Here is a 23,616-nt window from a genome sequence, read left to right as displayed (position 1 = left end):
ATTTTGAGGAAGTTATGCTAAAAAAAATTATGTGCGTTGTGGGTACTCGTCCGGAAGCGATAAAAATGGCTCCGGTGATCAAGGCACTTCAGGCCTCCGGTGAATTCGACGTTTGCGTATTGGCGACGGCCCAACACCGAGACCTGTTGGATCAGGCTTTCCAACTTTTCGAAATTGAAGCCGATTATGATCTTAATGTCATGACACCTGGGCAAACATTGCCAGAGTTGACCGCGCGCCTGATGACCAGCATCGACCGAACTCTCGAAGAGGCAGCACCGGATTTGGTTATCGCACAAGGCGATACGACGACCGTCTTCGTGACGTCACTGGCCTGTTTCTACAAGAAAGTGCCTTTCGCTCATCTTGAGGCGGGTCTGCGTACACACGACCTCTATTCACCTTTTCCTGAAGAAGCAAACCGTATTCTTGCCGGACATTTAGCACGCTTGCATTTTGCTCCGACTGAAGTATCTAAAAGCAACCTCTTGCGCGAAGGCATTCCTGAAGAGCATATTCACGTTACGGGAAACACCGTGATTGATGCCTTGCTGACGACCGCACAAAAGACGTTTGATATCGGCGTCGATATTCCCCAAGACGCCCGGGTGCTTCTTATCACTTCTCATCGCAGAGAGAACTTCGGCCAACCTATTGTCAATATCTGCAACGCGGTTATTGAACTTATTGAAAAATATAGTGATATCTATATTCTTTTCCCCGTCCACCCCAACCCAAACGTGCGCGAAGTCACGGATCGTCTGTTAAAAGACCACGAAAGAATTAAGCTGGTCAGCCCATTTGACTATGGCCCTTTCGTTGCCGCCATGAAGAATGCCTACCTGATTCTTTCCGACTCTGGCGGCGTGCAAGAAGAAGCTCCGGCCTTGGGTAAACCCGTCTTGGTCTTACGTCGCGATACCGAGCGCCCAGAAGCCGTCTCGGAAGGCGTGGTGAAATTAATCGGAACGGAACAAGCGGACATCGTAAGAGAAGCGTCTTTGCTGCTTGATAGCCCTCAGGCCTATCAAGAAATGGCAAAAGGAAGCTCTCCTTACGGTGATGGTGAGTCCAGCCAGCGTATCGTCCGTATCGTCCGCAATTTCTTTACTGAACAATGCTAATGAAAATCGTCTATCTTTCAGCTGTTCCCTGGTTGAGCATAAGTCAGCGACCTCATTTTTTCGCCAAATATGCGCTGACTCATGCCACCCAGGAACTTTTGTGGATTGAGCCTTATCCTAGTCGTTTTCCCACCCTCGCCGATCTGACCCCCGGCCGCCATGCCCCTGAACCGGCCGGGTTGAATTTGATAGGCGGTCTGCAACTGACTCGATTGGGTTTTGTAGCTCCCGTGGAGCCAATACCTGCGTTGTTTAAGCTGCTCAACCATGGAAAAATAAAGAAAATCATTGACGATATAAAGAATTTTATATCCGAAGACACCATCTTGGTAATCGGTAAACCCTGCCTGTTGGCCAACATGCTTATCAAGCAATTTAAATGGCGACAAGTGTGGTATGACGCCATGGACGATTTCCCCTCGTTTTATTCCGGTATATCAAAGAAGAACACGGCTAATCTTGAAAAAAAAATCGCCCTGCAGGTTGACCGTATATTCTGCTCAAGCCATGCCTTAATCGAGAAGTTTTCGTCTATCGCACCCCACAAAACTGTGTTGGTGCTGAATGCATGTTCGGATGACATTCAGAAAATAAATCTTCCCGAACCGTCTAATAAGCAAGTCACGTTTGGGTATATTGGTACAATCGCGAGCTGGTTTGACTGGAACTGGGTTATCGAGTTGGCAACCAAAAACCCGGAAAAAATCATAAATCTGGTGGGACCAAGAAAGACCAAAACACCGGAAAACTTACCTAAAAATATCATTCTGGAACCGGCCATTCCACACCCACGGGTTATGGAAAAGATATCAACGTTTGACTATGTGATTATTCCTTTTTTGCAGAATGACATAACCAAATATGTCGACCCAGTTAAGTTCTACGAATACAGACTGGCAGGAAAAATCATTCTGTCTACGCCATTTGGCGAGATGCTATGGCATCATAAGGATGAAACCTGCAATTCAGACACAACGTTAGACATAAACATACCTGACAACACGCTAGTTTTTCCTTCACCTAAAAAACCAAACGACATCCCAAGATGGAGTGGACGATTCTCTCATGTCTTTACCGGCTATTGAAGATGAAAAATTTCTTACAATCTCATTAGTAATTTTCAAACCGAATCTTGTAGATTTAAGAAAAACCCTTGCCGCACTTGTTGAGACAAACGTTTTTAAAGCACGCGACTGTTATTTATTGGTTGTTGATAACTCGCCAACTACTGATCCTGTAGTCACTGCGCTAATTAAAGAGTTCCTTGACGTTATTCCCGGAAATTACACATCGCGACCAGACAATCCTGGCTTTGGAGCGTCACATAATTTAAGCCTAGCTATTAAGTCAAAATACACCCTTATTTTAAACCCCGATTTAGAGATGGATAAAAATGCATTAGAGAATGCATTCTCCTTTATGGATGCTCACCCTGAATGTGGCTTAATTACGCCGTATGCAACCTGGGGAAGCGGGGAAACACAATATTTGTGTAAGCGATACCCTTCTGTATTTGTATATTTATTGCGTTTCTTTGCCTCGGTTAAAGGAAAGCGTTTTTTCAAAAGTTATCTTCGACGCTATGAGATGGCTGATACGCTAACGCCTCACGATGTTTATTTCGATCCGCCTATCGTGAGTGGCTGTTTTATGTTTTTCCGCTACAGCGTACTGAAAGAATTATCCGGATTCAATCCTAAATTCTTTCTTTACTTCGAAGATTTCGACCTCAGCATCCGTACGGCAAAAATTACCAGAATAGCCTATGTCCCTGATGTCAAAGTCGTGCATTACGGTGGCCATGCGGCGCGAAAAGGCTGGGCGCATATTAAGCTATTTTCACGCTCAATGATTACTTTCTTTAATATTCACGGCTGGAAAATTTGGTAACTCCATAGCGAAAAAGCTATGCGCCAATTACTGTCGGGTGAGCATGAAAAGAACAAAATACATCATGCTCACCCTCACGGTGCCGACATTACTCTTGTAAGTAACCCATTTTTCTCAATCGAGAAATCACGTATTCCAGGGCTGACTGCCAGTTAGAAGCAGGAATACCTATCCCATTGATTTTATTGCAACTCAAAGTTGAATATTTAGGACGCTTAGCCAAAGTCACATATTGTTCTGATGTTATTTTACTGACTTTTGGCATGCGAGAAATCGCCCCCACATCCGCGGCAACTTTAAATATGTGCTCCGCAAACTCACTCCAGCAGACCTCTTCATCCCCGCAGAAGTGATAGATCCCTCCCTGAACCTCACTAAGCAACATTTTTATCATCGCGTCTGCGATGTCCCCCGCATATGTCGGGCAACCGCGTTGATCGGCTACGATATCAAGAGATTCACGTTGCCTAGCAAGCCTCAGCATGGTTTTAACGAAATTTTCGCCATATTCACTGAAAACCCAGGAAGTGCGAAGAATTATCGCATCTTGCATTTCTGAAACGATCGCCAATTCGCCATCACGCTTGGTTTTCCCGTAAATGCACAGTGGGCGGGTTCCAGCCAACTCATTGTAGGGAAGCTTGCCCAAGCCATCAAAAACATAATCTGTAGAAATATGAAGCAGTCGGCACTCCATTGCCTTTGCAACCAAGGCCAAATTGGCTGGGCCTACAACGTTGGCTAACAACGCAGCCTCGCAATCTTGTTCCGCTTTATCAACGGCGGTATAGGCTGCAGCGTTTATGATCGCCGTCGGTTGAAACGCCTCGACGACGGCCCTGACCTGCTCTGGGTTGGTAATGTCCAGCATGTTGCGATCGGTCGCCATAATAACCCAATCGGCTGGTGCCCGATCGATAAAACAGCGTCCGACCTGCCCTTTAGCTCCGGTCAAAAGAATTCTCATCAAATCAGTTCTCTGAGAAATTTACCGTTCTTGTCCTTTTCCGACAAAACAGGGTGACTAACAGGCCACACCACACCGACATCGGGGTCATTCCACATCAAACATCTTTCATGCTCTGGAGAATAGTAATCAGTACACTTATATTCAAAATCCGCGCTCTCAGAGAGCACGACAAAGCCGTGGGCCAAACCAGGAGGGATCCAAAGCTGGGTCTTGTTCTCTTCCGATAGCACAATGCCTTCCCACTTGCCAAACGTGGGTGAGTCTGGGCGAATATCTACTGCAACATCATAGACTTCACCTCGCACCACGCGAACCAACTTACCCTGCGGCTTGATATCCTGATAGTGCAGTCCACGCAAAACCCCCCGAGAAGAGCGCGAATAATTGTCTTGGACGAAGTCCAAGTCAATATCCAACATGTCTTGAAAGCGACGCTTCTCGAACGTTTCCATAAAAAAACCGCGAGTATCACTGAATACCGTTGGTTGAATGACTTTGACTCCATCGATTTTAGTATCGATAACCTGCATTCTGCGTACCTCATAAGACGCGAGAATTTTTGCTCACAAAACCCTCGCAAATACAGTAACTTATAACACATTAGCTTTATTGTCGTGATAACGAAAAACGTGAACGAAGCCTAATCTTCCTCAAAGCTACCTGTTTGTTGGCAACGCGAAAACAGAGGAAAACAAGAGAGCCAAGCAGCATCATTTTGCGGTAAACGATTGACAAAATCCGTGACCAAGCACAGCGTCTTCCCCACAACGGTTTGATGCTCCCCCATTAGCGTAAAACTTCATTACACCTTACTGATGCAAAGCAAGAGAAATGGTGGGGTTTATCGCTTCACAAGCCTGATAGGCTAACATATCTGCTGCTCTTGTCTCTCTCAACAAACCTTCAACAAGGCATTTCCAGGAGGGAACATCTCATATTCACACACCAAACACCGCGACCAGCATTACCCTGCGATTTCATGCCATAACGGCATATCATCCCAATAAAGCCACTTCAATGGCACCAGTATAATCTGATAGCGTGGATTTTTCATAAGGAAGTGCTGATTATTATCAAATAAGGCCCATAAAAAAGCGAGGTAACAACCCTCGCTGATCGGTGGTCTTCATGTTTATTGGGCTCCGATAGCCCTGTGACTGTCGGAGCACCTCCCAGACCACCCGCAATCAATATTTTTAATCAGTGTGGTTTAATGGTAACCCCTAGGATTTTTCTTCTGCCAGTTCCAAGTATCGCGCATCATGTCATCGAGTCCCCTGCGCACTTTCCACCCCAGCTCCTGATAAGCCAGATCGGCATTCGCCCAGAAGGCAGGCAGATCGCCGTCGCGGCGTGGCAATATTTGGTAAGGGATCGCGACACCGGAGGCTTTTTCAAATGCCTGAACCATCGCCAGCACCGAGTGCCCTACACCGGCCCCCAGGTTATAGGCCTTAAATCCGTTGAGCTTCGGCAGATGATCCATCGCTTTCAGATGGCCTTCGGCTAGATCCATGACATGAATGTAATCACGCTCTCCCGTCCCATCGTTCGTCGGGTAATCCCCGCCGAAAATACCCAGCTTTTCCAGTTTGCCAATAGCAACCTGCGAGATATAAGGCAACAGGTTATTGGGAATTCCGTTAGGATCTTCGCCGATCAACCCCGACTCATGGGCACCTACCGGGTTAAAGTAACGCAAGGCAATAATCGAAAACTGCGGCTCAGCCTTGGCGAAATCCTGCAGAATCTGTTCCACCATCAGCTTGGACGTACCATAAGGGCTGGTCGTGCCGCCGATCGGCGTCGTCTCGACGTAAGGCACCGGCGAATTGGCCCCATAGACGGTGGCGGACGAGCTAAAAATGAACGCATGTACGCCGGCACGGCGCATCGCATCCAACAACACCAGCGTGCCAGTAACGTTATTCTGGTAGTATTCCAGCGGTTTACGCGTAGATTCCCCCACCGCCTTAAGACCGGCGAAATGGATCACGCTCGTAATCGAGTGCGCTTCAAAGATGCGATGCAGGCATTCGGCATCCTGAACATCTCCCTGGTAGAACACGGCGGCTTTCCCCGCCAGTTTCTCCACCCGCTGCAATGACTCCGCAGATGAGTTAGACAAATTGTCCAATACCACCACGTCTTCGCCACGTTCCAACAGAGATAAAACGGTGTGAGACCCGATGTAACCGGCACCGCCGGTGACTAGAATTGCCATATCAACCCCTTATACTTCGGTAACACCCTTTGTTTGACAAAAGCACCCCATTTAATAATGGATGCATCATACAACCTTCTGAGCGCACCATGAAGAAAGAGCGGCAAAAAGCCGCCCTCATCCTAGATCTTCAATGTACTAAGCATTAAATTTTTGCAGCGAGCAGCGCAAGAATTTCATCAGTTTTCTCTTGCATCAGCGCAACATCAGCACGTGATTCGACATTAAGACGCACTACCGGTTCCGTATTGGAGGAACGCAGATTGAAACGCCAGCCTGCAAACGCCATACTGATGCCATCGGTGTAGTCCACCTCGTCGGCTTGCGCCAAATAGTGTTGCTTAACGCTTTCAATAGACACGGCCGGCTGGGCCAGCTTGATATTGATCTCACCGGAAGACGGATAGGCAGCAATGCGATCCTGTACCAGCTGTCCCAAGGTTTTCCCTTTCACACTGACCAACTCAGCGACCAGCAGCCACGGGATCATGCCGCTGTCACAATAAGCAAAATCACGGAAATAGTGGTGGGCGCTCATCTCTCCGCCATAAATGGCGTCTTCCGTACGCATACGCTCCTTAATGAAAGCATGGCCGGTTTTTGACATCACAGGCACGCCCCCAGCATCGGTGACCACATCGACGGTGTTCCAGCTCAGACGTGGATCGTGGATGATCTTCGCGCCCGGCTGTTTCTGCAAGAAGGCCTCCGCCAGCAAGCCGACGATATAATAACCCTCAATGAAATCGCCTTTTTCATCGAACAGGAAGCAGCGATCGAAATCGCCGTCGAACGCAATGCCCATATCAGCGCCATGCTCACGCACCGCATCGGCGGTATCCGCACGACACTCAGGAAGCAATGGGTTGGGAATACCGTTAGGGAAAGTGCCGTCCGGCTGGTGATGCACCTTGATAAACTCCAATGGTACGCCCTGCGCCTTCAGTTGCGCCTCAATGGCATCGATAACATGCCCTGCCGCGCCATTGCCCGAGTTGATCACCAGCTTCAACGGTTTGAAGTTGTTCACATCGACATAGGACAGAATGTGCTTTACATAAGCCCCTAACACGTCCTGACGTACGTAGCTGCCGCGCGTTGCTGCCGGTGCCTGAAACTGATTTTTCTCCGCCAGCTCCTGGATCGCTCGTAATCCTGTATCGCCGCTAATCGGGCGAGAGCCTTCACGCACCAACTTCATGCCGTTGTAATCGATAGGGTTATGGCTGGCGGTGACTTCCACGCCACCATCAGTTTTTAAATAGGTCGTGGCAAAATAGATTTCTTCGGTCCCGGTTAAGCCGATGTCGATAACGTCGGACCCCGCATCCTGTAAGCCTTTCGCCAGCGCCTGCTTCAGGCTTTCACTGGTCAAGCGTACATCGCTGCCCAATACGATAGACTTGGGTTTCAAAAACTCGCCGTAAGCGCGTCCAATACGATACGCGATGTCCTCATTCAGCTCTTCGCCCAGCTTTCCCCGAATGTCATAAGCTTTAAAACACGTCAATTTTTGCATTACCAAACCCTATTAAACTCTGCCATAGCGATCTTGCAAACGCTCAATATCATCTTCTTCCAGATAGTGCCCCGACCTGACCTCAATCATTTCCAAATCGATTTTGCCGGGGTTTTCCAACGTATGGACACTGCCCGCAGGAATAAAGGTGGACTGATTTTCAGATAAGAAGAACTCCTTATCATCAACGTTAACTTTTGCCGTACCGCTCACGACCACCCAATGTTCAGCCCGATGGAGATGACGTTGTACTGACAAGCCTTCACCAGGCCGCACAATGATCTTTTTCACCTGGAAGTGCGGGCCGCTGTCGATGTCGCAAATTTTGCCCCAGGGGCGATAAGAGGCTGAATGCTGGCGGAAATGATGAAGGTTTCGCTTTTTAAGCTCATCGACGACTTTTTTGACATCCTGCACTTTGTCTTTATGAGCAATCAGTAGAGCATCACTGGTGTTGACCACAACCAGGTTTTCCAACCCGATGGTCGCCACCAACGCGGACTCAGAGGAAATGTAGTTGTCATTGGAATCGATCGAGATAATTTCACCCACGTTGACATTACCCAAATGATCCTTCTTTGACACTTCCCACAATGAGGACCAGGAACCGACGTCACTCCAGCCCGCATCAATAGGAATCACCACCGCGTCATGCGTCTTTTCCATCACCGCATAGTCAATGGAGTCACTCGGGCAGTGTTTGAAGATGTCTTGCTCAACCCGGATAAAATTCATGTCGCGTTGGCTGTTGCTCACAGACTGCTGGGTAGTGCTGAAAATTTCAGGACTGAATTGCCGCAGTTCCTGCAGGAACTTGGCCGTCTTGAACATAAACATACCGCTATTCCAGCTGTAATCACCGCTGGCGAGGTATTCGACCGCTTTCTCCAAACGCGGCTTCTCAACGAACGAATCAACTTTGAAACATGCATTGGAAAGGTGCTCGCCACGCTTAATATAGCCATAGCCCGTTTCAGGGTGCTCAGGGATAATGCCAAACGTGACCAGTTGGTTGTTTTCTGCAAACGAAATAGCCGTCTGAATAGCCGCGTGAAAATTATCCACTTTGGTGATCAGATGGTCCGCTGCCAGCACCAAAAGCATACTCTCTTCGTCTTCCTCAGCAGCAAGATGAGCGGCTAACGCCACTGCTGGGGCGGTATTACGCCCTACGGGCTCTAAAATAATATTGGTCGCTAATTGTCCAATTTCACGTAATTGTTCGGCAACTAAAAAACGATGTTCCTCGTTGCAGATGACCAGAGGGGCGGCAACTTCAATGCCAGCCAGGCCCGACAAACGCTGTAACGTCTGTTGCAGCAGACTTACGCCACTCTCATCAATAGACAAAAACTGTTTAGGAAACGATTCTCGCGACATCGGCCATAGACGACTCCCAGTACCGCCGGCCATAACCACAGGAATTAGTTTGGACATTATCTACCCTTTACTCAGAATCATGCTTATAACGAAGACGCCACGCCTCAGCGGCACCATCATTCTAAAACTCATACGATCGTCAACCAATCGCCGCGCTTTTACTAAAAATATAAATTCCTCTAACCTACTGCCTTTTAACAGCAATTATGTAAAGAAATAGGCTAGGTTAGCAAAAATACGAGAGCAATCACGAGCCGATAACATAACGTATTAACGCAAAAAAGAGCAGCACTGTGCTGCTCTTTCAGATTAATGCTCATAGAGAATATGCTGCTAGCTACTACGGGCGAAATACTGCGCCACGCGCAGCACATCCTTCTCGTCCAACGTGCCGGAGTCGCTCAGCAGGGTAATCCAGGACTTGATGTAGGTGTACTTGGCAGAGGCCAGATCGCGCTGGGCGCTATAGAGCTGCTGTTCGGCGTTGAGCACATCGACGTTGACGCGCTGCCCCGCCAAAACGCTCTGCCGGGTCGCCGTCACCTGCGTGGTCGCCGACTTCACCGCCAGCTCGTAGGCCGCCAGCTTGGCGCGGCTGCTGATGCACAGATTGAACTGTTTGCGCAGATCGTTCAGCGTCGAGCCAACCTGCGTGTCCATCTCGGCCATCGCCTGGCCGTAGCGTGCCGCCGCCTGCCGCGTTGAGGCCGCCACGCCGCCACCGGAGTAAATCGGCAAACTCACCTGCACCCCGATACTGTCGGTGCGATATTTCTGATTAACCGTGTTGTCGCTGCTGGAATCGTTCTCCGAATGCGAAGCATAGAGTTGCACACTCGGCATAAAGCCGGCGCGGTTTCTCTCTACCTCGTATTTTGCCGCATCGACGCCGTGGCGCGAGGCGGCCAGCAACGGGTTATTCTCCAGGGCGATCTTTTGCCACTCTTCAAACTTCGACGGGATCAGCGGAGCCACCTGGAACTTGCCCGGCCGTAAGACCTGCAGCTCATCCAGTTGATTCAACGGCACGCCGATGATCACCTCCAGCTCGCGCTGTGCGGCATCCAGCGCGTCGCGCGCCTCGATCACCTGTGCCTCGGCCAGGCTGTAGCGCGCCTGCGTTTCGGAAACGTCGGTCAACGTCCCCTCACCCGCGCTCATCAGCCGATCGTTCAACGCCAGCTGCTCTTTATAGGCTGTTTTTTGCGCCTCGGCCAAGGCGATTTGATCTTTGGAATAGGCCACTTCGACGTAGGCGCTGATCACCCTCACCGCCAGATCGAGCAGTTTGCCGCGGTAGCGTTCATCCGACATCATCGTCTGCGCCACGCCGCCTTTGTAACGCGCATAGGCCTCATAGTCGAACAGCGGCTGCGTCAACGTCACCGAGCTGGAGTAGCTGCGGTACTGCTGACGCCGCGTCGCTTCCGTAATGTTGCCAAAGAAATCGCTTTGCGGGTACTTCTGCGTTTGCCAGTTGCGCGGCGAATTCTGGTAGTTCAGCGATACCTTCGGCAGCAGCCCCGCCCTGCCGATATTTTCGTTCTCATCTCCCGCTTCTTTTTCTTTTATAGCCGCCCGGAAGGTCGGGTCCTTTTCTAATGCCAGCGAATATGCGTCTAAAATCCCTATCGAATAAACCGGCGCAGACATCGCAAACAAAAGGGTGCCGATAACCAGACCGGCAGCCTGTCGTTTTGAATGAATCAAAATTATTCCTCGGTTAATGAAGTATGAGCGCGATCCAAAATAGGTTTAAACAGATAGCTCAGCAGCGAGCGTGACCCCGTTTTCACGAACACTTCCACCGGCATCCCCGGCTTGATGTCCTCGCCACTGAGCATTTTCATGCCCTCCGGCGAGACCGTGACCTGCATCTGGTAGTAAGGTTCGCCATTGGTTTTGTCGACCAGACGATCGGCGGAAACCAGCGTGACCGTTCCCGGAATTTTCGGGGTTTTGTTTTGGTTGAAGGCGGTAAACATCAGATCCACCGGCAACCCGTTGTACACCTTATCGATCAGGTCAACTTTGAGGCGAGAATCCACCACCAATGTCGCCTGGCTGGGTACCACGTCCATCAGGTGGTCACCCGCTCCCACGACGCCCCCCTGAGTGAAGATATTCAATCCGACCACGGTGCCGTCCACCGGTGAGGTGATGGCGGTGTTGCCCAGATCGAAATCGGCCATTTGCAGCTTGTTGCGGAACTCGCTGGCGTCCATTTGGGTTTGCGCCAGCTGCGTTCTGACTTCGCGCTGATAGTCGGCGAAGCGCTGATCGATGCGTTGCTGAGATTCCTGCAGCTGCTTTTGCAGTTGGCCAATCCGCCCGACGGTTTCATCGATGCTGCTGTTCACCTCGGCGAACTGGCGCTGAATTTCCAGATAGCGGTTGCGCGGCAAGTAACCGTCCGCCGCCAGCTGTTTCATGCTGTTCATCTGCTCACGCAGGCTGGAGAGTTGGATCTGTTTGTTGGCACGTGAGTCCTGCAGGCCTTTCAATTGGAAACGGATCCCGTCCATCGACTGCTTATAACCGTCAATTTCACTTTGCAGCCCTTGGCGGCGGGAGGCGAACAGCTGCGTCTGCAGCGCAACGATCTCCGCGACACGTGGCTGCTCCTTAACCTGAGCGAAAACAGGGGAAAAAGTGACCTTGCTCAGACCGTCCCGTTCAGCCAGCAAGCGCCCTTCGGTCGCCAGCGTGGTGTAATACTGATCGCGCAGCGAATCGACCTGCGCCTGTGCCTGCACCTGGCTCAACTGAACCAGGACTTCGCCGGCTTTCACCTTGTCGCCGTCTTTCACCACGATATTTTTGATGATGCCGCTGGCCGGTGCCTGCACCGTTTTACGGTTGCCGGAAACGGTTACCGATCCCGGCGACGCGACCCCTTTGTCCAAAGGTGCAAACGCCGCCCAGGCCAAGAAACCGAACACGCCCACACCCAGCGCCAACCACCCGAGACGGGTATAACGGCGCTCATCCAGCGGGATCTGTTCTGAGTACGAGTCATTCGGCTCGCCAATATGCGTAGACATACCAACTCCTTTGACTGCCGGCGACGCAACGGCGCCGCCAGGCCAGTTCACGGCTTAATTAATTTGAGTTTTAGGAACATCGCCTTCATCCGGCTCGGAGTTCACCGCACGCACCGCCTGCGTTGGCACCTGCGCTTTTTGCGCATTCGCCAAGGCCTGCAGCACCTGCTGCGTTGGGCCAAACGCATTGACGTTCCCATTAACCAGCAGCAACAGCTTGTTGGTCATCGCCAGCAGATTGGTGCGGTGCGTAATCAGGATCACCGTCTTATTCCGCTGTTTAAGGAACGTAATGGCCTGGTTCAACGCCCGCTCGCCGGCATCGTCCAGATTGGAGTTGGGTTCATCCAGCACGATAAGAGAGGGATCGCCATACAGCGCGCGCGCCAAACCGATACGCTGTTTCTGTCCGCCGGAAAGCCCGGCGCCTCCGCTGCCAATAACCGAATCATAGCCATTGGGGAAGCGCAGAATCAGCTCATGTACCCCGGCCAACTTAGCGGCCTCGATCACTTTCTCCGAGTCCAGCTCGTTGAAGCGGGCGATGTTCTCCGCGATGCTGCCGGCGAACAGCTCAATATCCTGCGGCAGATAGCCGATGTAAGGCCCCAGCTCGTCCTTGTTCCACTGGTAGATGTCGGCGTTGTCCAGCCGCACGATGCCTTCGCTGACCGGCCAGATGCCGACCAGCAGGCGCGCCAACGTCGACTTGCCGGACGCACTCGGCCCGATAATCCCCAGCACGTCTCCCGGCTGAATGGCGAAGCTGACGTTATGCAACACCGCGCTCCCCTTCGAACCGGGCGGCGTCGCGGTCACCCCTTCAACGGAAATCACCCCTTCCGGGCGCGGCAGCGACATGGCGGTACCGCGCGGCGGATGCTGCTCCAACAAACGCACCAGGCGCTGGTAAGCCAGCTTGGCGGAGCTCCAGCTTTTCCAAACGTTGATCACCTGCTCGATAGGCGCCAACGTGCGCCCCATCAAAATGGAACCGGCGATCATCATGCCCGGCGTGATGTGCCCATCGATCGCCAGCCAGCCCCCCAGGCCCAAAACCAGCGACTGGAGCGACAGACGCACAAACTTCGTGATCGACGTGACCCGTGATGCCCGCTCGCTGGCGATGCGTTGGCTGTTCAGGAAGCGCTGATGCAAACTGAACCAGCGCCCCTTCAGGTTGGGTAACATCCCCAACGCTTCAATCACTTCGGCATTACGCAAGTTGGTGCTGGCCAGATTGCCCGACATGATTGAAAGCCGGCTGGCATCCGCCAACGGTTTCTTCGACACCACTTCGTTGATCATCGCCAGGGCGATCAACAGCAAGGAGCCCACCAGTGCGAACAACCCCAGCCAAGGGTTAAACAGGAAAATCACCAGCAGATAAATAGGGAACCACGGCGCATCGAAGAAGGCGAACAGCGCACTGCCGGTCAGGAATTGACGCACGTTGGTCAGATCGCTCAACATCTGGCCGGCATCGGAAGAGCCGTTCTTTAAATTCGCCTCGTAAGCCGCCGTATAGATACGCGTATTGAGACGCATATCCAGCTGGCTGCCGATGCGGATCACCACCATGCTGCGCACGTATTCCAGCAAGGACATCATGCCGAACATACCCAGCATGATCAGCGTCAGCATTAACAGCGTGATTTCATTACGCGAAGGAAGCACCCGGTCGTAAACCTGGAGCATGTAAATGGAAGGCACCAGCATTAACAGGTTAATAAACGCAGTGAATATACCAACGGTCCAGAAGACTTTACTGCGCGTCCGTATAACATCCGCAATTTCGTTGCGCGGGATAAATTGATTCACGTTCTGCCCTTACATCATGTGCACTGTCAGTCCAATCCGCATTGACCTCTTCCCTAAAGAAATTCCTAAAAAAGAATTATCCCGAGAAGACTCACCCCAAAGAAATGCCCGAGACTGCAGATACTTTTGTTAACTATAGGTAGAGAAAGTGAAAACCGGCAAGGTAGGGTATAAAAAAAAAACCGGCCATCACGCCTTAAAAAGGCATGATAAAACAGAATGATACGGGAAAATGAAAAAGCAACGGGAAGATAACGAAATGGAATAACTTAGAGAGGATGATGCTGCTCACAAATTTAAACATGCGGGGGAATAACCCCCCCGCATTATTTAAAACTCAATAGTTCCATAGGGAATTATTGGCTGTTGTGGTTTTACCCTTAGGCGTAGTGCAGAGTATCCACCAATTGCTGGTGGTTCTGGCCAGTCAGGTAAATGACGGTATCGTTAGCATCCAGTGTGTGGTTATTGTTATTGTCAATAATCACATAGGAGTCAGCATTGTTACCTGTACCACTGAACACCACCGAGGCCACGCCCACCTTCGCCGTCAGCGAGTTAGGATTGCTCAGGCCCAAGATGCCGCCCAACAGACCGACAACGCCGGTAGTCAGACCGCCAACCAGTGAACCTAACAGCGCATCCAACGTATCTGAAGCGCGAGTACCGTAATCCGCCACCGCGGTACCAGTGTTGGACAGGGTCAGGCCGGAAGCCGCATCCACGATTTTGTCTTTCGCAGTGCTGAAGTCGGTGATGGTGACCCCCGCCTGCGAAGTACTGGATTTCAGATCGTAGATATTCGCCCCGGTGCCCCCGGTCAACGTGGTGTTACCCAGTACGTTGAAGCTGTCGGCCGTGGACGTCCCTTCTACCGTCAGTTGGTAACCGTTCAGACCCAGCGTGTTCAGCAGCGGGGTCAGCAATGCGGTGGTAACCGCACTCAGTGGCAACGCGTTCAACAGCTGCACGATAATACCGTCACCGGTACCCGCATGGCTTGAATCCAGGTTCAAACCGCCGGTATTGGTAGAAGCGTTAACGTCACGAACGTTGCTGAAGCCGCTACCCAACGTCAAGTTCAGCGCATGGTCACCGGTCACGTTGACAGTCTGAACCTGCGCATTGGTGCCTGCCAGGGACAGAATGTTGTTGAACGAACCGGTACCGCCGGAAGCCACGTTCACCGTCGTCAGCGCGGTGCCCAACAGCGCACTGCTGCTGCTGTTCAGGCTGATGGCGCCGGCATTCACGTTCGCCGAGCTCACTGCATCAAAGTTGATGTTAAAGTGGTCGGTGGCGTTTTGGACGAAGGTGAAGTTCAGCGTACTGGCTGAGGTCGCATCGCCTTTCACTTCCAGCTGTGCGGCGTTACCGCCGGCAGCGTTGATGACGTTGACGTTAGCCAGGCCGGAGATCACGAACCCTTGCGCCCCCAGGTTGGTCGCCGCTGCGTTCTGGGTGACCGTACCGCCCGTAGTACCTTCTACCGTAGACGTGCCGTTGGTCAGGCCAAAGTCGAAGGTGTTGGTTGGCGTAGTGACGCTGGTGGTGGTCGGTGAACCAATCAGCGGTGTCGTAATCAGCGTACCGACAGACTTACCGATATAACCGGTCAGATCAATCTGCTCAAAGTTCGAGAAGTTGTTGGCGTTGCTGGTCACGGTGCTGGTGCGAACGCCCAGGGCGTTCTGGTTGGTCACGACGGTTTTGGTGATGAAGTTGGCAGAGATGGAATCCGTGCCGGTACCGCCGTCAGCCTTGACGGTATTGGCAACGGTGTTCGCACCGCCGGAGACCGCGTTACCCGCCCAGTGCAGGCTGTCGTTGCCGGCGCCGAGGTTAAACTGTGCGGTCCCGGTCGCGATGTTAGCCGTCGAAGTCACGACCACGTTGTCTGAACCGGAGCTGGCGTTCAGAATGACGTTGCCGTTGTTGACAGTCACCGCCACGCCAGGGTTGACGCCGTTATCAGACAGGTTCACCGTTGCAGCGCTGGTGCCGTTGATGGTCAGGTTAGCCAGGTGATCGGCGAACTTCAGGTTGACCAGGCTGGCGGCGTTGGCGTTCAGTTGGACATCCGTCAGTACCGCCGTTTCGGCGTTGCTAATTTGGTGAGATGCGCCGGTGTTGACGCTGCCCGTCGCGTTGCCGCCGGCGGCCGTTGCCGTCAGAGACGCAGCTGTTTTGTACAGCAAGCTGGTACCGATATCAAATTCAAAACCATGCTGTTGAGTTACGGTTGTGACGTCAGTGGCCGTCGAGTTACGAAGATCGTTGATGATAGCTAACGTGATAGCCGTTTTATCCGTGCCCAGAGCAATATACGGTGCGAGCTGTGCGGCGGTGCCGGCAACACCATGAACATCAGTATAAATAAGCTGAATATAGTCGCTTAAAGTAATGCCTTTCGGGAAATGAATACCAAATTCACGAGAAACCAAAAATTCTTTAATGATTCCGTCGTAATTTTTTGCTCCACGCTCAAGTTGCCTTGTATAGCTGCTCAACCCCAGAGCATCAATTTGGCGATCAAAAACAGATAAGTAAAGAGATGCAAGTTGCTCTTTATTGGTCATGTTTGCCGGTAAATAACCATCGTTATAGCTTGGAGAACTAAGCACAAGTTTTTGTTTGGCAGCTAGATCGGAACCTGATGTTATAGCTTTCAATGTGTCATATACATTAACAATCACTTGAGCCCGACTAGCTCCAGATGTGAGTTCATTAAGATATGTATTAAGCTCAGTGGTCGTCGGATCACGTAAATAACCCGCTTTAAAAATGCTTTTGACAAAATTGGTGGCGGTAGCAGTAACCAATCCAGGACGAAGTTGTAGTAAAGCAGTTGCAGCGTCAATTTCAGTCGCTGTGCCCCCGTTGATCCCTGTACCAATGGATTGCAAGATAGCATCAGTAGGGTAAGTCCCCATGATGTATGCAATTCCTTTAACTGTAGTTCCCCCCAAACCTGTCGCAGCACCATCTCCTGCATAGAGTGCAGTATTCAAAATTTGTTGAAAAGCTTGCTGCTGAGATAATAAAGTACTATCAAATCCGTTATAAGTAATCAGGCTAATAGTAAGTGATGCAATATTTTGTGCCAACGTGTCACCGTTAGTCAAATACCCCGACAGAACAGCAGCTGTAGGAGCAACACCATAAGCCTTAGTATATACAGCAGTTAAAATATCAGAATCCGACTTACCGGCATAAAGAGCTTGTCCATCGGTTGATGTCAGCACAGAGTTAACAAAATCACTCGTTGTTTGCAGGCCATACTGGATATTTTGGCCTTGAATGTCAAAAAAAGCCTCGCTGGGTTTCTGCCCCAGAATAGCGTAATACATCGCAACAACATTTGTTTGAACTGCTAAAGAAGCCATAAAACCCCCAATCATTCAATATGATGGACGACAAAAAACAAAAAAAGACAACCACGAGTAGCAGTTTAAGTTAAGTACAGCTTCTTTTTTCTGTCAAGAATTAAAAATAATAATTTTCCTATACAAAAACAAAAGGATAGCAATACATTTCACGGCAATTAAAAAATAGCATCATTGATTAACACCACAATACAAAAAAACCAAATAGAAAAAGCAAAACAAATAGATGCGAAAATACGAGACAAACCACGTGTCTAAATCCATTCTAAAAAAATAGCTTCAATCCATATCATTAAAAAATATATTCTGAGATTAACTACGGGTTGTAGTGGAAGAATTTATCCAAACAGAACGGAAAAATATTAACACTATTGCATTTTACCTGAAGAACGATCCTGTATGGACAGGGGCACTCAATTTTTCTTCTCTCTTACACTCGGATTGTCAGCCAAAGAAAACCTAGCCATAATTACGATTGGGAGGGGTTATAAGCGGCGAGGAAACAGAACAGCAGAGCCTATTCTAACTCGAAGGCAAAAAACCAGCCGTAGAGGGAGGAGTGCCAGATCCTGCTTTAGACGTCGTCAGATTCAAAAAAAAATCTGTCACTGGCAGATCCTGTGTGGTGTGAGGGGAATTCGCTCTACATAGCCTCTCTGTATCGCAACGGATGTCTACGTATTTACATGTATCGACGTTAGGAATGTTAGGAATTAAACCCAGGATGTAAGCACAGCATCATGGCATTGATGGGTCAGGAAAGGCCAAGACTACATAATGCAGTTCAATACTGGGGTTTGGGGTTTGGGGTTTGGGGTTTGTATAGAATAGGATGCTTATGAAAACGTATCGGACACTGAATCCAGACTGGGACTGATTATGGAAGCGAATTTATTTCGAAATAATGGGATGAATTGGTATATGAAAATGGCATGAGGCCAAGCCTCACTAAACACTGCTTATAGGTAAGAGAATCCTTATCTAGAAAGAGCCCCTCAGTATTCTAGAAGGGCTAGCTTTATCTAAACTTATTTTTCTAACAAGGTCAGACGTTAAAGAGCATTGAGTAATCAATGCTCAGAATACTATACGAAACTACTTTTTTCTTTATGATTAGTTATAATATAAAAGTAAGTAAGTATTATGAAGCTGTCAACCGTAAAGAAAGAAACTGTTGCTGTAAATATAGCCACAATCGCAACATCATAACTATCCAGTTTAAGTATCAAAAAAGCAAATATCACCCCAACAAATCCAAGTAACCCCATATCCATAATTAACCCGGACAATCCAACAGCAGGAATTAGACCTTGATCAGTAAGGTAACCGACCAGGGGCTGGTAGTCTACAATGCAATTGTACTCTGTGTTGCAGCCATAGAGAAGATTGCCAATGTTCATATGGAGCATAAGATATGATGCTGATAAGCGGTGAGCTATGGAGTCATTAACCATAAAGTAGCTCGGCGCCCCAATATTTAAAAATTGTGCCAGTGACACGAAAATGACAATAAACCCGATAAAGGTGACAATAACGGGGACCTTTCTCAATAATTTTCTCATCGGGTAAAGAATAAAGAAGAGAACTAGTGTAATCGAAGACTTCGAGAGACTGAAAAGATAACCAAGAAGAAAAAGTGATTTCTCGATAAAATTGAGTTTATTATCTCTAGTACGTATCATGAAAGAAATAATTAGCAGAGAAGCAAAAAAACCCGCCTCTCGTGATAAACCTGACATGCGAGGAAACAGGAAAAGCGTGTATTGATTGGTAAAAGTCATCGTTGCAAACTCGCCCCAGAAAAACTTCGATATGGAGCCAGGACCAATCGCAGCAGAATAAGAGGGATTAATCTGATATGCAATGAATTGTATTACGCACCATACTATCGATACTAACATGCAGCAATAAACTTTATTGGTAATAGGTGTTCCTACTTTGACTAGATAAGATACCCCCAAGATAAGAACAAAAGACTTAAGCGCCAAATCATATCTAAAGAATAAAAAACACATGCTTAACCAAATAAAGACACAGAGCAAGACAGCCTTTGAGACCGCCCTGAAAGATCTTATATATTGATAATCAAAAAACACTAGCGGAATCCACAAATAAATCGTCGTATTAGCAACAAAGGGACTTAAAGGGCTTGCAATTATAAATAGTGCTATTAACCACCGTAAGGTTTTTAGATAAAAAGACTCACTACACTTACTGTTCTCAAGAAGTACATTCTCTGACACTATTGTCATCATATTTCCTTTCTTAGAAACTTATGACAGGTTAAAATCGTTATAAAAATATGCACTTAACGGATAAACGTAAGTGCATATAAACTTAAATCACTTAATAAGCGCCATCTTTTTTAAGCACGACATTAATAGTTTTAAAAAGTATGGCGATATCGTTCCATAGTGCCCAATTCTTGACGTACCATGCATCAAAATAGACTCGGGTATCATAATCAATATCATTACGACCACTAACTTGCCATAGCCCCGTCATGCCAGGTTTCGCCATTAAATAGTAATCAACATCGCCTGCATAGCGCTCAAGCTCTGCCTCAACTATGGGGCGCGGTCCAACCAAACTCATTTCGCCAATAAAAACATTCCAAAGTTGTGGAAGTTCATCAAGACTGGTTTTACGTATGAAAGAACCTATCTTAGTAATACGCGGGTCATTTTTTAGTTTAAAATCTTTATTCCATTCTTCACGCGCCAACGGATCATTAGCAAGTAATTCAGCCAAGACTTCTTGCGAATTTACAACCATTGAACGAAACTTTAAACACTTAAATTTTCTTCCGTCACGGCCAATTCTTTCATGACCATAGATTGGCTTTCCACCATCACGTGATACCGTATAAGCTAAGAATAGCAGCACTGGCGACAAAACGAGCATTATTGCAAATGAACCGAAAATATCAAAGATACGTTTAAGAAAACGCGATGAGCGTTTTGCTAAATTATTGCTGACCCTAAGAATCATCACTTCATGACTAAAAATAAATGACATGTCAGTACCGTAAAGAGGTACTCCTCGTAAAGTAGGAATGACAGATACTGAACGACAATTGTGTTTTGCTAGATTTTTTAGCCACCAATCACGCAAGCTATGTTGCTCAAATTCGAGAGCCACAATGAATTGAGTATTTTCTATGTCTGCAATTTCCCATAATTCCTTTTCACTATTAATTACAGGAATACCATTATATTCTCTTTCACATGGTGAATCTGTGCACACAAACGCGGAAACGTTGAATCATAACACTTCTTCACTTTGTAGAGCAGCATATGCCTCAAATGCGTTACGACCAGACCCAATGATGATAGTGTTTTTTTTCCACAAATTAAGTTTATTCAGAATGTGCTTGGCTAAGCTACGACCTAGCGGAACGGCGACAAGGATCAGCGTCCAGGTAACCAACCATAGTAACCGAGAAAAGTTCCATTTTGAGAATGCAACTAATGCCAGATCTAGAACCGCGAAAATTATTAATGTTCTTATAATTTCTTTCAATTCAAACCAAAAAGGCTTCCGGTAAGAATAGTGTCTAAGTCGAGTCCAAAACCATCCTATGCAAATGACAGAAAGGAAGAAATGAGATAAAAACCTCATATTCATTTCATTCGCAGGAATAAAAACAGATACGTTATCAAACAAAAAACACATAATAAAATAAGCAAAAACAATTGCTAAATTAAAAAACAACAAATCAGCCGCAGCAAGAAATACTTTTGGGAAAGCCCCCCCCCAAAAAACATTATTTCTTTTCATCAGTTTTACCCATTCCTGAATGGCTTTAATCGCCTTATAAAAACTCGAATAAAATAAAGCGATGCATTTATCTCAGCTAATGCATTCTATTCGAGAGCCCACCATAATAAATTAGTATACTATTTTCTTGCTTTCTTCAAACTGTTCCCATTTGGATGATATATATTCACCCATTTCCTTCTGGAAACGTTCACTTGAAAATTTCATCGCATGATTTCGACAATCTTCAGCAACAAAGCTATCTTTTATTTTTTCAAAATGCTGGACAGCAGCTATCACAGATTGAGGCGTTTGCTGATCAAACAGAATACCCGTTGGGTGCATAACTCCAAACGGCCTTACCGTTTCGAGAGACCCACCTTTTCCGTAAGCAATCACAGGAGTGCCACAAGCCTGAGCTTCTACTGGAGTAATTCCGAAATCCTCTTCCGCTGCAAAAATAAATGCACGAGCCCTTTCCATATATTTTTGCATTACATCATTGGTTTGATAACCTAGAATTTCAACATTTCCGGCTGCTTTCGACTTTATTTTTTTCATCTCACTACCATCACCAATCACAACCAACTTTTTATCTGGCATGGCACTGAATGCATCAACAATAAGATCGACTCTTTTATAAGGTACGAGGCGTGATGCAGTGACATAATAATCTTCTTTCTCTGAGCAGAAGTTGAAACGCTCGACATCCACAGGCGGATAAATGACATCTGCATCACGTCCGTATACTTTTTTTATTCTGCGAGCAATAAATTGAGAGTTTGCCACAAAATGGTCAACGCCATTAGTGGTTCTGCAGTCCCAAATCCTAATTTTATGTAGCAACCATTTTGCAAGCATTCCCTTCAACCCGCGGTCTAAACCAGACTCTTTTAAATACTGGTGCTGTAAGTCCCATGCATAGCGAATTGGTGAATGAACATAACAAATATGCAATTGGTCAGGTCCGGTGAGTACCCCTTTTGATACAGCATGTGAACTAGACAGAATAACATTGTGATTAGAAACATCTAGTTGTTCTATGGCAAGAGGCATTAATGGAAGGTATTTTTGGTATGCTCTCTTCGCCCTTGGCAAAGTTTGTATAAATGTAGTTTTGGCTTTCTTGCCTTTGAAATTAATACGTGACTCATCAGATAAGAAGTCAACAACAGAATACAAGTCAGCTTCTGGATAAATTTCAAAAAACTCTTTAATAACCTTCTCTGCACCGGCGTACGTAACTAGCCAATCAGCAACAATTCCGACGTTGATTTTCTCTTGAAACATAGAAATCCCTTGAGTCATAATATTTATGCTAAGATGAACTGATGCAACATTAAACGAATCAGTTTCTAATTTAAGCTGTCAACAAGAGTATTCAATTGTTGTGCCGAATTAACCCAAGAAAATCTTTTAATATTTTCGCGACCTTTTTCAATTAACTGAACACGAAGCGTTGGGTTATCTCTTATCATATACATTGCATTAATAATTTCATATTCATCTTCAGGATTGAAGAAGATTGCACTATCCGACAAGACTTCTGGCATTGAAGCTGCGTTAGATGACAGAATGGGGCAATCGCATGCTTGCGCTTCCAAAGGAGGAATACCGAATCCCTCATATAAAGAGGGAAATATGAATGAATATGCGTTTGAATAAAGTTCAACGAGTTCTTCATCTGAAACCCGACCAAGAAATTCAATTTTATTTTTACAATTCCTGATCAAATCATCCAAATCTATGCCGCCAAGATTTTTGCTCTTCTCACCAATTATTTTTAAAGAGTAACCATCAAAGTTTTCTGCCTTTGAAAAAGCCTTTATTAAACCATGAAAATTCTTATGAAAACTAGGAGAAGAAACGGCCAAAAAATATTTATTCGGAACCTGGGAGTTAGAATTTTTTAATTTTTTTTTGAAAACATCACTCGAAGCATTATAGATGACATTTATTCTATTTCTGCCATAGTTGTAAACACTCTCAATTTCATCCTTAGAAAACTCACTAACCGTTATTAATGCACGACTATTCTTTAGCATCAAAGGAATAAAGGTGTTATAAATAGAGCGAAACTTCCATGAATAACTTTGAGGGAATTTTTTATACGTAACGTCGTGGTGTGTTACGATCTGATTTCTATAAAAAACTGGGCCAGTATTACCAAGATTGATCAGGAGCCCTCCTCCATTATTCTTAAGGTAATTAGGAAGGGTTATCTGCTCCCAAAAGTGCCCTCCTCTTTCTCCGATTTTAACTACATTAAGCTTAGATGCTATCTCGTCTCTCAAAATATCTGGAGGTGCTAGGAATACAACATCGTTTCTGATTTTCTTAAATTCAAGACTAATTTGCTCTGCAAATCGCTGTACTCCAGTCAGATTTTGCGTTAAAAATCTCGCGTTGACATATATCATAACCAGATAAATACCTTATTTTTGACTATTATCTTTTGAAATAAGCATGTAATAAATTAGGGTAAGAAAGAAATCCTAC

15 protein-coding genes and 1 pseudogene are annotated in these 23,616 nt (G+C 47.3%); 3 read left to right on the top strand and 13 right to left on the bottom strand.

Features of this window, described 5'->3' with window-relative positions; all coding sequences use genetic code 11:
- Positions 1 to 14 precede the first annotated feature (14 nt).
- From wecB to V8N38_RS07810, 3 genes are read left to right on the top strand one after another with little or no spacing between them, the layout of a single operon-like run.
- On the top strand, positions 15 to 1,124 hold the full coding sequence (wecB, locus tag V8N38_RS07820; protein WP_142109583.1) for a non-hydrolyzing UDP-N-acetylglucosamine 2-epimerase: 1,110 nt from the start codon (positions 15 to 17) through the stop codon (positions 1,122 to 1,124).
- Positions 1,124 to 2,209 (top strand): glycosyltransferase family 1 protein, encoded by a 1,086-nt coding sequence (locus V8N38_RS07815; protein WP_147839516.1) that lies wholly within the window; start codon positions 1,124 to 1,126, stop codon positions 2,207 to 2,209. Before wecB ends, V8N38_RS07815 begins: the two co-directional genes overlap by 1 nt.
- Complete coding sequence (locus V8N38_RS07810; RefSeq protein ID WP_084826533.1) at positions 2,190 to 3,014, top strand: glycosyltransferase; 825 nt, start codon at positions 2,190 to 2,192, stop codon at positions 3,012 to 3,014. The genes V8N38_RS07815 and V8N38_RS07810 overlap by 20 nt, the downstream gene beginning before the upstream one ends.
- An 88-nt stretch (positions 3,015 to 3,102) precedes the next feature.
- Here V8N38_RS07810 and rfbD read toward each other — a convergent pair whose 3' ends face one another.
- The 13 genes and pseudogenes from rfbD to V8N38_RS07745 all read right to left on the bottom strand — a co-directional run bounded on the left by rfbD (position 3,103) and on the right by V8N38_RS07745 (position 23,537).
- The gene (gene rfbD, locus V8N38_RS07805; RefSeq protein ID WP_142109582.1) at positions 3,103 to 3,981 is read right to left on the bottom strand and encodes a dTDP-4-dehydrorhamnose reductase; all 879 of its coding nucleotides are present in this window, start codon (positions 3,979 to 3,981) and stop codon (positions 3,103 to 3,105) included.
- Complete coding sequence (gene rfbC / locus V8N38_RS07800) at positions 3,981 to 4,514, bottom strand: dTDP-4-dehydrorhamnose 3,5-epimerase (protein ID WP_084826535.1); 534 nt, start codon at positions 4,512 to 4,514, stop codon at positions 3,981 to 3,983. Before rfbC ends, rfbD begins: the two co-directional genes overlap by 1 nt.
- A 680-nt stretch (positions 4,515 to 5,194) precedes the next feature.
- Entirely contained in the window at positions 5,195 to 6,208 is a 1,014-nt protein-coding gene (gene galE / locus V8N38_RS07795; protein WP_147095297.1) for a UDP-glucose 4-epimerase GalE, read from the bottom strand.
- 145 nt (positions 6,209 to 6,353) lie between these two features.
- Complete coding sequence (gene cpsG, locus V8N38_RS07790; RefSeq protein WP_147839517.1) at positions 6,354 to 7,727, bottom strand: phosphomannomutase CpsG; 1,374 nt, start codon at positions 7,725 to 7,727, stop codon at positions 6,354 to 6,356.
- Positions 7,728 to 7,739: 12 nt separating this feature from the next.
- On the bottom strand, positions 7,740 to 9,164 hold the full coding sequence (locus tag V8N38_RS07785) for a mannose-1-phosphate guanylyltransferase/mannose-6-phosphate isomerase (protein WP_147839518.1): 1,425 nt from the start codon (positions 9,162 to 9,164) through the stop codon (positions 7,740 to 7,742).
- Between the two features lie 276 nt (positions 9,165 to 9,440).
- Positions 9,441 to 10,817, bottom strand: coding sequence for a TolC family outer membrane protein (locus V8N38_RS07780; protein WP_147839519.1), 1,377 nt, complete (start codon positions 10,815 to 10,817; stop codon positions 9,441 to 9,443).
- A 2-nt stretch (positions 10,818 to 10,819) separates the two neighbouring features.
- Positions 10,820 to 12,151: an HlyD family type I secretion periplasmic adaptor subunit gene (locus tag V8N38_RS07775; protein ID WP_147839520.1), complete on the bottom strand. Its 1,332-nt coding sequence runs from the start codon at positions 12,149 to 12,151 to the stop codon at positions 10,820 to 10,822.
- Between the two features lie 54 nt (positions 12,152 to 12,205).
- Positions 12,206 to 13,972: a type I secretion system permease/ATPase gene (locus V8N38_RS07770; RefSeq protein WP_147839521.1), complete on the bottom strand. Its 1,767-nt coding sequence runs from the start codon at positions 13,970 to 13,972 to the stop codon at positions 12,206 to 12,208.
- A gap of 380 nt (positions 13,973 to 14,352) precedes the next feature.
- Positions 14,353 to 17,358, bottom strand: coding sequence for a beta strand repeat-containing protein (locus V8N38_RS07765; RefSeq protein WP_147839522.1), 3,006 nt, complete (start codon positions 17,356 to 17,358; stop codon positions 14,353 to 14,355).
- Positions 17,359 to 18,443: 1,085 nt separating this feature from the next.
- On the bottom strand, positions 18,444 to 19,613 hold the full coding sequence (locus V8N38_RS07760) for a hypothetical protein (protein ID WP_232094933.1): 1,170 nt from the start codon (positions 19,611 to 19,613) through the stop codon (positions 18,444 to 18,446).
- A 91-nt stretch (positions 19,614 to 19,704) separates the two neighbouring features.
- Positions 19,705 to 21,138, bottom strand: a pseudogene (gene wbaP / locus V8N38_RS07755) (undecaprenyl-phosphate galactose phosphotransferase WbaP).
- A 111-nt stretch (positions 21,139 to 21,249) separates the two neighbouring features.
- Positions 21,250 to 22,407, bottom strand: a complete 1,158-nt coding sequence (locus V8N38_RS07750; RefSeq protein ID WP_147839524.1) for a glycosyltransferase family 4 protein — start codon at positions 22,405 to 22,407, stop codon at positions 21,250 to 21,252.
- Between the two features lie 65 nt (positions 22,408 to 22,472).
- Positions 22,473 to 23,537, bottom strand: a complete 1,065-nt coding sequence (locus V8N38_RS07745; RefSeq protein ID WP_147839525.1) for a glycosyltransferase family 4 protein — start codon at positions 23,535 to 23,537, stop codon at positions 22,473 to 22,475.
- Positions 23,538 to 23,616 lie beyond the last annotated feature (79 nt).

The sequence above is a fragment of the Serratia nevei genome (assembly GCF_037948395.1).
GTDB lineage: Bacteria > Pseudomonadota > Gammaproteobacteria > Enterobacterales > Enterobacteriaceae > Serratia > Serratia nevei.
The sequence above is the reverse complement of the archived record's forward strand: the minus strand, read 5'-3'. Positions and strand labels throughout refer to the sequence as shown.